The sequence below is a fragment of the Pirellulales bacterium genome, from assembly GCA_036499395.1.
Lineage (GTDB): Bacteria > Planctomycetota > Planctomycetia > Pirellulales > JACPPG01 > JACPPG01.
Window position 1 is genome coordinate 18,551 of sequence record DASYDW010000037.1, and the last position, 12,752, is coordinate 31,302.

At 60.7% G+C, this 12,752-nt stretch carries 10 protein-coding genes; 4 read left to right on the forward strand and 6 right to left on the reverse strand.

All coding sequences use genetic code 11. The features are described 5' to 3' along the window. Positions 1–2: 2 nt before the first annotated feature. Entirely contained in the window at positions 3–494 is a 492-nt protein-coding gene (locus VGN12_06545) for a DUF2147 domain-containing protein (GenBank protein HEY4309094.1), read from the reverse strand. 189 nt (positions 495–683) lie between these two features. Between VGN12_06545 and VGN12_06550 the strand changes: the two genes are divergently transcribed. After that, on the forward strand, positions 684–1,034 hold the full coding sequence (locus tag VGN12_06550; protein HEY4309095.1) for a PadR family transcriptional regulator: 351 nt from the start codon (positions 684–686) through the stop codon (positions 1,032–1,034). Further along, positions 1,012–2,352, forward strand: a complete 1,341-nt coding sequence (locus VGN12_06555) for a permease prefix domain 1-containing protein (protein ID HEY4309096.1) — start codon at positions 1,012–1,014, stop codon at positions 2,350–2,352. The genes VGN12_06550 and VGN12_06555 overlap by 23 nt, the downstream gene beginning before the upstream one ends. On the opposite strand, the gene VGN12_06560 is transcribed toward VGN12_06555, so the two are convergent. The 3 genes from VGN12_06560 to dxr all read right to left on the reverse strand — a co-directional run bounded on the left by VGN12_06560 (position 2,339) and on the right by dxr (position 6,360). Further along, positions 2,339–3,094, reverse strand: coding sequence for an HAD-IA family hydrolase (locus VGN12_06560; protein HEY4309097.1), 756 nt, complete (start codon positions 3,092–3,094; stop codon positions 2,339–2,341). The two genes, VGN12_06555 and VGN12_06560, sit on opposite strands and share 14 nt — an antisense overlap. A gap of 63 nt (positions 3,095–3,157) precedes the next feature. Beyond that, a complete protein-coding gene (locus VGN12_06565; protein ID HEY4309098.1) occupies positions 3,158–5,206 on the reverse strand; it encodes a site-2 protease family protein in 2,049 nt (682 codons plus the stop codon). Continuing rightward, positions 5,197–6,360, reverse strand: a complete 1,164-nt coding sequence (gene dxr / locus VGN12_06570; protein HEY4309099.1) for a 1-deoxy-D-xylulose-5-phosphate reductoisomerase — start codon at positions 6,358–6,360, stop codon at positions 5,197–5,199. The genes VGN12_06565 and dxr overlap by 10 nt, the downstream gene beginning before the upstream one ends. A 676-nt stretch (positions 6,361–7,036) precedes the next feature. Here dxr and ftsH point away from each other — a divergent pair. Both ftsH and VGN12_06580 read left to right on the forward strand, forming a co-directional pair. After that, entirely contained in the window at positions 7,037–9,112 is a 2,076-nt protein-coding gene (gene ftsH, locus VGN12_06575; GenBank protein ID HEY4309100.1) for an ATP-dependent zinc metalloprotease FtsH, read from the forward strand. A 232-nt stretch (positions 9,113–9,344) separates the two neighbouring features. Then, on the forward strand, positions 9,345–10,451 hold the full coding sequence (locus VGN12_06580) for a Gfo/Idh/MocA family oxidoreductase (GenBank protein ID HEY4309101.1): 1,107 nt from the start codon (positions 9,345–9,347) through the stop codon (positions 10,449–10,451). Between the two features lie 131 nt (positions 10,452–10,582). Here the strand turns inward: VGN12_06580 and VGN12_06585 are convergent, their stop codons facing one another. Both VGN12_06585 and VGN12_06590 read right to left on the reverse strand, forming a co-directional pair. Further along, a complete protein-coding gene (locus VGN12_06585; GenBank protein HEY4309102.1) occupies positions 10,583–12,145 on the reverse strand; it encodes a ThuA domain-containing protein in 1,563 nt (520 codons plus the stop codon). Positions 12,146–12,277: 132 nt separating this feature from the next. Next, positions 12,278–12,752 (reverse strand): proline--tRNA ligase (locus tag VGN12_06590; protein HEY4309103.1); only part of this gene is annotated, 475 nt, incomplete at its 5' end.

The window sequence follows — 12,752 nt, forward strand, 5'->3', positions numbered from 1 at the left end:
TCTTACTTGCCCGCTGGGGGCTTTGCTTCACTCGCCTTTTCGTCCTTTTCGGTGACGCGAGAGAAGATTTCGGTTCGCCCGAACAGCGATATGCCGACGTACCCTCGGGCGTTCAGTTGCGTGGTGTCGTTGTTCTCGAACCACAGAGTGCAGTTGTAGGTCTTGCCACTGTCGCCGTCGTAGATCGTGCCGCCGGCCCATTGATTCTTGGCCGGGTCGTAGGTGAAGTTCTCGAGCATGTCGATGCCGACGACGGGGCGTTTTTTCAGCGTGTCGTCGGGGTTGTACTTGTCGAGCGCGCCCGGCTTGTCGTAGGTGACGATCTTGCCGTAATAGACCCCTTTTTCACTGCGGACTTCGAGCTTGCCATTCTTCTTGGGAAACCACCACTTCCCTAACAGCGCATCGCCCGGCGCCTTGTCGGCCGCCGTCGCCGTGAGAACGGTCATGAACAACGTGGCAAGTACCACCAGCGGCGCGATGCGAAGTTTCATTTCTGCACCCGAAAAGCGAAGGGATGGGGAGCGATGCGTCGTGCGCCTGAGTCTAGCCGGGAATGCGAGCGCGGCAAACATTGGTTTGCATTGCTCCGGACATCGCGAAACAAATCGTTGACATGCCTAGTGTGGCAATGTATCCTCATGCCTAGTGATGCAAGGTATCGCAATGCGATGAGGCTGTGTATGGCCCAAAACCCTGATCTGGTACGCGGTGCCCTCGAGCCAGTGATTCTTGAACTGATTTCCTCAGGTGCCAGCTACGGCTACGAGATCGCCAAGGCGGTGCAGGAGACGAGCGGCGGCGTTCTGCTCGCCCAGGAAGGGACGCTCTACCCGGCGCTGCACCGGCTGGAAAAGCGCGGCTATCTGCGCGCCACGTGGAAAAGTTCGTCTGAGGGGCGAAAGCGTAAGCACTATCAGCTCACCGGCGAAGGGCGACGCTACTTAGAAAGCCTACGCACGGAATGGGCCACGTTCGCCAAGACGATCAACCGCATCTTGGGGATTGCGCATGTCGGAATCGTCACGGCATGAAGACGAACAGGATGTGCGCCGCGCTCCCGATATTGCCGGGGAAGACATGCTCGGCGGTGCGCGCTCCCAGGAATCATTCGATGCGGAACTCGAGGCCGAACTGGCCGACCATCTAGCCTCGTCGGCGGCGGAACTCGTGCGGCAAGGAGAGTCATCCGCAAAGGCCGTGCGGACGGCGCTAGCGAATTTCGGCGACATCGACCGTATCAAGCGCCAGTGCTGGTGGATTCACCATGGGGAGGATGTCATGTTTCGCGCCTCAGGTATCGCACTATTGAGCATTCTCACCATCGGCATCGCGCTGTTGGCCGCCGGCGGATGGCAAGTCCAACGCAGCCTGGCCACGCGCACCGAAGAGCTTTCCTCTCAACTTGCCTCCCTAGCTTCGACGCAGGAAGCGATGCTGGCCCAGCAGCGGCCGCCGCAGGCTACCGGCCGCTGCTATCTGGGCGACCCATCCAAACCGGCCGTGGATACCGAGATTCGGGTATTTCGCTTCGCAGACGTTCCACAATCGGGAAACACGCCTGGCTTGATTGCGCGTCGTGTGCGCACCGACGCGAGAGGGTATTTCGATACCGGCATCCTGCAACAAGGGGAGTATTGCCTGCTCGCGACCCTTTTTACTCCGGACGGCAAGACTAACAACGCTAAAGAAGTCAGTGCCTCGCCGCCCAAGACCGAAAATGAATTACTGTTTGGGCGCCTGCAAAGTCGGCCGCTCTATCTCATGCCAGGGATTAACGAAACGTCGGTCGATCTGGATCTCTGCGCAGGAGGACGTTTGGAACTTGCGGCTCAAAACGTACCCGACTCGGTTACCGTAGGGGAGCGCGAGTTTCGCGTATTCGTCGCACTGCAGATCATGACGGACGCGCGCTATTTTCCAAGCCAACCAGTCCCGCCAAGCGACGAGCCCCCGGAAGAAGGTTGGCCCTTGCCCCTTCCGCCAGTGCCAATAACTGTGGCCGGCGTCAGTAAGAAGGCCAGCGAACTTCCGCAACTGTTGTATGTGCCGTCTCGCAACTATTACATCAGCGTTCACCTGATGTTTTTGTCGGGGCAAGGGGTATCGCCTATGGGAGAACCTGCTTATACGAAAGCTTTCTCGCAACGGCTCGATATTCGATCCGGAGAAACGTCGATCGTTACGATCCGCGTTCCCGGCGCGCCGTTGGAATCGCAATTGCAAGCGAAGTTCGATGCCGGTGATATTGCTACGAGCGGGCCGGGCCCATTCATCAGAAAATCGATCGAGGTTCTGGATACGACGGTTGACGTCAATTTCCAGAAGTTGCCCGATGCTAGCCCGCAGTGAACAACTCGTTCAATGCGCCTAGCGAAATGATCCTGCCCGCGTCCTCGGAACGAGAGTGTTCCCTAAAAGTGTCGGCACCGGTACCCTTGCGATCTATCAGCACTGCTTGCCAGCCGGCGGCGCGGGCGGCGCGATAATCGTTGTTCAGATCGTCGCCGACTAACAGTATTTCGGAAGCGGATAGCCCTAATTTGTCAGCGACGGTCGCGAAGAACTCCGGCCGTGGCTTGCGCCAGCCGACGCGGGACGAAACGAACACGTGCGGGCAATCGGCCAGCGGGGCGAGCGCCGCGCAGATGCCGTCCAGCCGATCATCGAAATTCGACGCGATGCCCAGCGTCACGCCCGCCTCGGCCAGGGCGTTCCATGTCGGGGCCGCATCGTCGAATAACCGCCAATGCTCCGGACGGGCAAAGTGCTCCCACAGATCGTCGAAGATCGGCCCGGCCTCGGGCACGTCACCAAACACATCGGTTACGATTCCGCGCCACCGCTCGATTTCGCGCTGTTGATTGGTGCGTCCGCCGTGTTTCTGGCGGTCGATTTCATCCTGCCGTGCCATGGCCGCGGCGAATCGCGGCTTCATATCGCTTTCAGCGACATCGATGCCCTCGCGGCGCCCCGCCATCGCATAAGCGGCCGCCACGCTTGGTTCGGGCCGGATCACCGTTCCAACGGCGTCGAACAGCACGGCCTTGGGAAATGGGTGAATGCAAATTGACGCATGGTGAGTCGACGACACGTTTTACCACCGATCGGCTCTGCACCGATTCATCATTTCTGCATGCGTGTTTCCGTATTCCCCCTATGGTAACCGCGGAATGATCCCGATATCTAACCCGAAAGCGAAGGCCATTAGGCTGATAATGAACAAAAACCCGGCGTAGTGGAACGCGACGACCACCCGTTCGCTGACGGGCTTGCCGCGGATTCCTTCTAGTAGCAAGAACACCATGTGCCCGCCATCCAGGAGCGGAATCGGCAAGAAGTTGAGCACTGCCAGGTTCGCGCTAAGCATGCCCAGGAAGATCAGCAGGGCCGAAAGTCCCTTGCTGGCGGATTGATGGGCCACGCCGAAGATCGAGAGCGGCCCTCCCATGCCCTTGGGCGAAACCTGCGTGCCGATCTTGCGCAGAAAGCGGTATACCTGAGTCACCGATTCGACGGCCTCGTTCCCACCTAGTCGCAACGCCTCGCCCATCGTCGCCGCGCGGACCTTCGTGTACAGCGGCTCGAAATTGAATCCTCGATCGGCGAACCAGTCGTCCGTCGTCATGGTCGTGACTTCTACGGTGCGCTTGTCGGCCAGCGTTAGTTCGACCTTCGTGTCCGTCGGCGTGACTTGCAATTGTTCGGTGAAGCTGGTCCAGGTCGCCTTCTTCGGGCCAAACTCGATTTCGGCCTCTTTCATCACCACGTCGTCGTCGCCCACTTTCAACGTCATCTTGGGAAGATGCGCCGCGACGATCTCGGCTCCCGGGGTGATGCCCGCCTTCTCGGCGGGGCTACCCGGAATGACGCTGGCGACACGGGTTGTAACGTCGATCGCTACGCCGAGCGTGTTGATCACCAACGGTTCGCTGGCCGTGAGCGGCTCTTCGATGGCATAGGGTTCACGCAGGGTGACCTTTTGCTCGCTCTCTTTGCCGTCTCGCCGCGTGGTGACGCTGATCTCTTTACCGGCTTGCGGTAGCAGGCGAGCGCTCACTGTTTCGGGATCGCCAAGCGGCTGGCCATCGATCGAGACGAGCATGTCGCCCTGCTTCCAACCAGCGTGCTCGGCCGGCGAGCCCGCTTGCACGCGCGCGATGGGCCCGACTTCCATGATCAGCCCCAGCCGCTTCATGGGCCGGCCTGGCAGATCGATCGGCAGCGTCTCGGTTTCGGTGTCGTTGAGTTTGCGCAATACCGTGACATTGGTCGGGCCAGGATTCTGCGCAAATTCGCGTTGAATATCCGCGTTGTTAGCCACATTCTTGCCGGCCACAGCCGCGATCACGTCGCCCGGCTTGAAAGGGCTCTCTTTTCCACCCAGCGGCGCCACGGGCGAGAGTGGCGGTTTGGCGAGGGTCGTGGTCGACGCGCTGAGAATGCCGATGCGCGGCGCCAGGCCGGTTGGATCGGGATAGATCGTGAAGTCAAGCGGCTCGCTTTCGCCCTCACGGCGAATCACGAATTTCACCCCTTTATCGATGTTGTCACCCAACGCCACGCGGGTTTGCAGATCGCGAAAGCGCGGGTTCTCGATCTCGCCGATGCGAATGATTTCGTCTCCTGGCCGTAAGCCCGCGGCCCAGGCTGGGTCGCCAGGCAACAGGCGGCCCACGACGCAGGGATTCTCATTCACTCCGATCTTGTAGGCGATCACGGCCACGGCGAAGGCGAAGATCACGTTCATGATCACGCCGGCCGAAATGATCGCCATCCGCTGCGGAACCGATTTAGCCAGGTAGCTGCGCGGGTCGAAAATGCTGGTCTCGGCTCCCGCTTCCCCCTCGGGCAGCGTGTCGCCACCGGCCGCGTCGTGCGCGATCTTCGCGCGTTCGAACTCCTCGGCCGCCTTGGTCGGGTTATCCTCCTGGCCCAGCATTTTGACGTAACCGCCCAGCGGCAGCACGCCGATGCCATATTCCGTTTCGCCCCAGCGAAACTTAGCGAGCTTCAGCCCGAAGATGTCGAAGCCGAGATAGAACTTCTCGCACTTCACGCCACACGCCTTGGCGACCAGAAAGTGTCCCAATTCGTGAACGAAAATCACGGCGCCGAGTCCGACCGCCACCTGGGCGATGATGCCCCAGTTGTGCCAGTCCGTCAGCCAACCCGCGGCGAACAAAGGTGCGAAATTCAAGTGCATACCCAACGTGCCATCTCCTTACGCGCCCAACCATCCACTTGTATTAGGTCATCAAGTGTAGGACTGGGATCAAAATCGTGATGTTCCAAAATACTGCGGCAGGCCGGGACAATTTCCACAAAAGGCAACTCGCCTCGCAAGAAACCCTCGACCGCCACCTCGTTGGCCGCATTTAAAACGGCTCCGGTCGTACCGCCGGCCCGGGCCGCCTCGCGCCCTAATTCCAGCGCTGGAAACCGCTCGAGATCCGGGGGCTCGAACTCCAGCCGCAGGCAGTCGCTCCAATTCATCCGCGCCGCGATGCCTGTAGATCGCGCTGGATAGGTCAACGCATATTGAATGGGTAATTTCATGTCGGGCGGGCTGAGCTGCGCCAGCACCGAGCCATCGATATATTCCACGAACGAATGCACGATCGACTGCGGATGAACCACCACATCGATCCGATCGACGTCGATGTCGAACAGCCATCGTGCTTCGATAATTTCGAGCGCCTTGTTCATCATCGTTGCCGAATCGACCGTGATCTTTGGACCCATCGCCCAGGTGGGATGAGCCAAGGCCTCGGATACGGTTACGCTGGCCAACTGCTCGCGTGAGTATTTCCGAAATGGTCCGCCGCTGGCCGTCAGCACGATCCGTCGCACTTCATTCCGCCGGCCACTTTGCAGGGCTTGGAAAACCGCGCTATGCTCGCTGTCGACGGGCAATATGCTGGTGCCGCGCCGTGCGGCGAGGTCCATGACCAGTGCCCCGGCCATGACCAGAGTCTCTTTGTTCGCCAGGGCTACGGTCTTACCTGCCTCGAGCGCGGCCCAGGTGCTGCGCAGCCCAGCGCTGCCGACGATCGCCGCGACAACCACATCGACCTCGGGCCGGGAGACGATATCCTCAAGCGCGGACGGTCCGACGCTCAGTTCGACGCCACTCGGCAAATTGCTCCAGTCTTGCTCTCCTGCGGCCGTGGGGTCGGATGCCACGACATATCGCGGCCCGAATTCCGCAGCCTGACTGGCCAGCAGACCGGTTCGGGCATGGGCCGAGAGCGCCACGGCCTTGAGTTGCCCCGCCGAGGCGGCGATCACGGCCAACGTGCTCTGTCCGATACTGCCAGTCGACCCCAGCACGGCGATGTTTTTCACGCGTTCCGTCATGCGATGCTCGAAGGCCGTTGTTTTATACGAACGCATCGGCCGGGGCGGCACGGCCAATATTTCCTACGCTCGTGATTTCAGCAATTCTCGCCGTGCCGACGCTTTACGAGCCGCGATCTCGGCTGCCGCTGCGGCGGCAAGCGTTTCGACAGCTGGCAAATCCGCGCGGCCGTTCCGACCCTTAAACCAAGCCAGTCCCCGGATCACGGCAACGGCCGTGTCCTCCAACCTCGGCCCACCGCATCCAGCATTCCCGCCGAGGTTGTAGCGGTCGTGACGATCAATGCCGCCGTGAACAGCGGCGACCTGGCGTCGCCAGTCGGCCCCGGATTCTCTCAGGAGAAAGCGGTAATAGCCTTGCTGACTTGGGGTTGCCGCGAGGCTGCACGGCATTCTAAAAGGGGCGTACGCGGGGGACAACCCTGATCCTGCGCCCGCTTTGCGCCCTGGCAGACCGGCCAGCAGCACTACGGGTGAACGACTCGCATTGATGGACGGCAACGTTGTATCTTCCGGTTCGGGAACCTAGGATAGCTTTGATATGTCGTTCGCACGGCTGTCACGCCCTCGTCACCTCTCTCGGCTGGCCTCGAAGCGCCAGGCACGTTTGTCACGGCCACGACTGCCGCTCTTTTGATTCATCTACCACGGTCAACACCGCTTAGGATATTGCGCCATGGAACCGCGACCCGAGACGCCACGGAAGCCTTCGGACAAGAAAACTCCCGGCCTGGGAAATAACGTTATTTGGTACCTGCTGGCCCTGGGGATCGGCACGGTTTTTCTCGTGGCGCTGTTGGCCAGCCAGCCGGACGTCGAAATTCCCTACTCGGCCTTGATCAGCATGATCGAGATGGGGAGTGACGAGAAAAACACGAAGGAAGGAAAGCCTCCGGCCACGATCGAGGTGCGTGACGAAAGCAGCGAATCCAAGGGAAATCGCCGTTTCTCGCACCTGACGGACCTGACCGTTGGCGTTTCCGAGATCACCGGCAAGGTGACGATGCGGCCGTTGGACTCGCACGGCGTTCCCACGGCTGACGAACAGGCCGGAGTGCGATTTTCCACACCGCGGATGGGCTTCGAGCAACACGACCTATTCAAACCACTTAATGACAACGGCTTTACGAACGTCCGTGCCGAGCGTGCGCCCAGCGGACTGCGTGCCTATGCTCCGATTCTGATCGTGACGGCCCTGTTCGTCCTGGCCTTCTTCCTGATGATGCGTCGCCTGGGGGGGGCTGGCAGCCCGATGGCCTTCGGTCGCAGCCGAGGCAAGATGTACGCCCAGGAGGATATCGGCGTTACGTTCGACGACGTAGCCGGCATCGACGAGGCGGTCGAAGAGCTGCGTGAAGTCGTCGAGTTCTTGCGGACCCCCGAAAAATATCAAGTGCTCGGTGGACGTATCCCGAAGGGCATCTTGCTCGTCGGGCCTCCGGGCACTGGCAAGACGCTGCTCGCCAAGGCCATTGCCGGCGAGGCAGGCGTACCGTTCTTCAGCCTGTCGGGCTCGGACTTTGTGGAAATGTTCGTGGGCGTCGGCGCCGCTCGTGTCCGCGATATGTTCCAGCAGGCCGAGGCCAAAGCCCCTTGCATAATCTTCATCGACGAGTTGGATGCCCTCGGCAAGACGCGCGGCACCAGCATCGTGGGGGGGCATGACGAGCGCGAACAGACGCTCAATGCGTTGCTCGTCGAGATGGATGGCTTCGGATCCAACAGCGGCGTGATCGTGATGGCTGCCACAAATCGGCCTGAAACGCTCGATCCGGCCTTGCTGCGACCGGGCCGCTTTGACCGGCATGTGCTGGTCGACCGTCCGGACGTCCGCGGCCGCGAAAAGATTCTCGAAGTTCACGTGCAGAACGTGAAGCTCGATAGCGCCGTGCGATTGGCCGATGTGGCCCGCATCACTTCGGGTTTTGTGGGGGCCGACCTGGCAAACCTCGTCAACGAGGCGGCGCTGCTAGCGGCGCGCAAAGGTAAATCGTCGGTCGGTATGGATGAGTTCAACGAAGGAGTCGAGCGCGTCACGGCCGGATTGGAAAAGAAACAACGCATCATCCACCAGGACGAAAAGCAGCGCGTCGCCTATCACGAAAGCGGTCATGCCCTGGTTGCGTACAGCCTGCCTGACACGGACCCGGTGCATAAGGTCTCGATCATTCCCCGCGGCATCGGCGCGCTGGGTTACATGATGCAGCGGCCCGAAGGGGATCGCTATCTGATGACGCAAGGCGAGCTTGAAAGCCGAGTGCAGGTTCTACTGGCCGGCACAATCGCCGAAGAGTTGACCTTCCACGACGTTTCGACCGGCGCTCAGAATGATTTGGAGCGCGCCAGCGAAATCGTCCGCAGCATGGTGATGGAATACGGCATGAGCCGGCTGGGGCGTGTGAATTACCGCGAAAGCGGCCGTTCGCCGTTTCTGTCCGGCGGCGGAGATTTCCCGCGCGAGCGCAGCCACAGCGAGCACACAGCCCGAGAGATCGACCAGGAAGTGCGTCGCATGATCGACGAAGCGATCGAAAAGGTCCGCGCGATCATCGCGGCCCGCCGTCCTGCTCTGGAAGGCCTGGCCGCGCGACTGATCGAAAAAGAAGTCATCGACGCCGACGAGTTGAAGGTGATCATCGAAGAGAATTCGCCTAGCCCACTGCTTGTCCCAGGCACCGGCATCGCGCGGAAACGACCTATACCGGTACGGGAAGAAGCGGCGCCTGAAGCCGATTCGGCCAGCGGGGCGTAGGTAGCGGCATTCGCATCTGTAGCTGGCCTCTATGAGGCAGGCCGATATTGCGTTGCTATGCGCTTCCCAGGCCCACGATACGTGGACCTGGGCCCGAGATCGAAGCCAGTCGCAGGGGTTCTTCCCTGCGCCTACACATGCCGCCCACTGCGCGCCGCTTGTCGATCGACGGCGCAAGTCGTAGGCTTGCCGTTTCGGTGGCTCGTCCCGCATCCTGCCTGCGATGAATCGAATGAATCCCTCGACCAAACCTGTCCGCCTGGCCATTATCGGCGCCGGCGCCGTTAGCGATTATCACCACGTACCAGGCATCCGCCTGGATCCCCGCGCCGAGTTAGTGGCCGCATGTGATGCCGACCCTAAGTTGCTCGAAAAACGCCGCGCGGACTGGGGCATCGACCGCGTCACCACTGACTACCGTGAAATCTGCGCAGCCGACGATATTGACGGTGTGTTGATTGCGACTCCCAATTTCACGCATAAGGATATCTCCGTCGCCGCGGCCCAGGCTGGCAAGCACATCATGTGCGAAAAGCCACTGGGGCTGAACGCCGGCGAGGTGCAAGAGATGTACGACGCCGCTGAAAAGGCAGGCGTGGTTCACATGACGGCGTTCACCTACCGCTTCGCTCCGTCGATGCGATATCTCAAGCACCTGGTCGAGCGGGGCGACCTGGGCGAGCCACGCCATTTCCGTTCGCAGAGGTTTCTTGATTGGCCAGAGACCAGTTGGGGATGGCGGCAATACAAAGACAAGGCCGGGGCAGGTGACTTGTTCGATATGACGATCCACCGGATCGACTTTGCCCAGGATCTACTCGGTCCTCTTCGCAGCGTCTCGGGGGCAGTCGCGCGATTCGTCGAACGGACGCAAACGACCGACGGGCGGACCTGCGCACCGTCGGAAGTCGATGACTGGTCTGCCTTCTTGGGCGAGTTCGAGCGCGGCGCAGTTGGCGTCTGGGAAGGAACGACGCTGGCCAAGGGATATCACCGCGACGGCTTTGGTCACGAATGGGCCGAGATCAACGGTTCGAAAGGATCGGCGGTGTATCGGCTGCACGAGCCGAATGTCATCTTATTGGGCTCGACCGGGCACGATCTGGCGCCGGTCAAAGTGCCGGCGGAATTCTTGAAGCCAACCGGCAGCCCACGCGATCCGAAAGAAGGAAAGCCGGCGACGATATTCCGCTACGACCTGGCGTGGGAATTCGTTTCGGCGATCGTCGAGAAACGCGCGGCAGTGCCTAGTTTCTACGACGGACTGCGAGCCCAGATGGTGGCTGACGCCGTGCTGGAATCGTATCGCGAAAGGCGTTGGGTCGATTTGCCGAAGTGACGGGGCCTCTGCGGTCGTGCGATGAAATTGTCCACAGTGTGCGCTGAAGTCTCGGAGAAGTAGCGGGCATGCTTATTCGCCTGCGGCGAAAAAGCATGGCACACTCGCCGAACCCGATCGCTCGTTGCTCGTCACTTCTTTACGCACCAAAGCACTGCGTTTTGCATGAGCCGCTGGTACATGGGGTGATTGAGTGCTTCGCGGGTGTGGCCGTTCGCCAGGTGGCAGAGGCGGCCTTTGCCAGGTTCGTAGCACCAGCCGGCGGCCGCGGTATGGCCATCGTCCGAACGATTGCGCAACAGCAGATGGACCCGCTCGGCATCGACCGGAGGTGTGTGCTGTTCGTCTGCGACGGAAAAGTCCTCGACGCCGTGCGTAATAGGATGTTCGCGATCAACCACCTCGACCCGAAAGCGTTCGAGCGGGCCGTGCCCGATGTAGCGCCCGCCGACGAGCCGTAAGTAAGGACCATCCTCGGGATAAATTCCCATCGAGTTGTGGAGGTTCAGGAATCCGCCGCCGCGATGCACGAAGTCGACCACGGCCTGCTCTTGCGTCGGCGTCATCCACACGTAGTCAGGCCGGCCGGCCGCTTGCGGTCGCATCAGACCATCACGCAAGATCACGAGCAATTGGACGCGAGCCAGGTTTTCCACCGATAAGGCCCGCACGTCGACGGCAAAGTGCGGCGTCACTCCAGTCGCCGTGAATACGGGACGCAAGCCCTCTTCGATATGCCCCGGCTCATGCGGTTGATCGCCGATCAGCACTAGAGCATGCACCTGGCCATCGTCTGTTCTCGGAGTATGGCCATTGAATGGTGCATGGGGCACGGTTAACTCTTCGTAGACGTGCTCGACATCCTCGGCCAATGGCGTATCGTAAGGCATCCACACCAAATAATCGGGCACCAGGCGTACGGCGTGTTGTAGATCGTCGCGAGGCTGCCCTTGTGCGATGAAGTAGCCAACTTGCCGGCGCAGCTCGGTCAGGAATCGCTGCTGCCGATCGATGATCTCCGCTTTACCCCACGAACCAAAGCCCGGCACGACACTCTCGGGACTCATCGCTGCGAGCTGCCGTAGATTCGCTCGCCAGGTGTCGGTATCTGTGCCTGCTAACGGCACTCGCGGCCCATGATAAATGGCGGGACCACCGAATAGGACTTTCGTCTTTGGCAGGAAGAGGGCAGCACCGCCCGCCGCGGAAAATTCATCGAGCGGCAGGAATTCGAGCGGCTGTCCAACATTGTCGATGTTGCGACGTTCGGCGATGATCTCAAAGCCAGCGTGAGAAGTTTGCGCCGCCTCGGGCTGGGAATTCGGCTTTCTTGTGGCGGCGCTGGCGGTCAAGGATTTGAACGTGGTGGGCGAGAGGTGAACACGCTCAATGCCTTGCCGGCGCAGCTCGTTGACAAGAGCGGCGTCCTCGTGCGTGGCGTGGGTGAGGAATAGAGTCTTGGCCGGCTTGTGCGTCACAGCTTTGATCTGGTCCAGGAAATCCGCGGCGGTAATTCCACGCGGTAGATCGACCACCGATACAGAGTCGTCTGCCACGAGCAACCCGCAATTGGCCGAACGGTACCGGTCGGCAAAGCCAATCACGTGTACGCCAGCGGCGAGTACCTGATGATGCGGCCAGGGCACTTCATCCGCCGCAGAGACGCACGGCGTGGTGCCGATCAAGAGAATCATTATGACAAAGCAATTGCGGATCATGGCAGGCCGAGTATGGCACTGCGCAAGAACGAATGCAATTTTTGTCGCTACTGGGCCCATAGACCTCAGCTGCAGACACTTGCGGGTTGAAGTTACGCGACCACCAGGTTAGTACGCCTTGGCAAAGATGGCGCGCTTGGTTGTCGGCTCGCCTGTGAAGATACATTTGCCGGGGACTTCGCTCTCGAAGCCGGGCTCCTCGGCAATCGGCACGCAGCGGATTGTCACCTTGTGCTTTGCCAGGATCTCGGTCGTCTTTGGCCCTTCGACGAAGTGGCAGACGGCGAAGCCGCCGTGAATCTCAGGCTTTTCGGCGCTGGCCGGCGTGAAGAAGGCCTCGAATTCGTCGAGCTTCGTGAGCGTTCGCGTGTTCGCCGTTCGCTCGGCCAAGGCGCGCTCGAACAGATTCTTTTGCATCGCCGTGAGCGTGGCACCGATCTCGGCCACGAACTGACTGCGCGGCACGGCAGGTTTCTTCTCACCGGCCGGCTCGTCGCGGCGCTTGGGCATCAACGAATCGCCCGTCAGGTCGCGCGGGCCGATTTCGACAATCACAGGCACGCCCCGCTTGACGTGTTGCCAT

Bases quoted from the DNA above. Each gene is read 5' to 3' on its own strand.
- VGN12_06545 (HEY4309094.1), bottom strand. From the start codon at position 494: ATGAAACTTCGCATCGCGCCGCTGGTGGTACTTGCCACGTTGTTCATG.
- VGN12_06550 (HEY4309095.1), top strand. From the start codon at position 684: ATGGCCCAAAACCCTGATCTGGTACGCGGTGCCCTCGAGCCAGTGATT.
- VGN12_06555 (HEY4309096.1), top strand. From the start codon at position 1,012: ATGTCGGAATCGTCACGGCATGAAGACGAACAGGATGTGCGCCGCGCT.
- VGN12_06565 (HEY4309098.1), bottom strand. From the start codon at position 5,206: ATGCACTTGAATTTCGCACCTTTGTTCGCCGCGGGTTGGCTGACGGAC.
- dxr (HEY4309099.1), bottom strand. From the start codon at position 6,360: ATGACGGAACGCGTGAAAAACATCGCCGTGCTGGGGTCGACTGGCAGT.
- ftsH (HEY4309100.1), top strand. From the start codon at position 7,037: ATGGAACCGCGACCCGAGACGCCACGGAAGCCTTCGGACAAGAAAACT.
- VGN12_06580 (HEY4309101.1), top strand. From the start codon at position 9,345: ATGAATCCCTCGACCAAACCTGTCCGCCTGGCCATTATCGGCGCCGGC.
- VGN12_06585 (HEY4309102.1), bottom strand. From the start codon at position 12,145: ATGATTCTCTTGATCGGCACCACGCCGTGCGTCTCTGCGGCGGATGAA.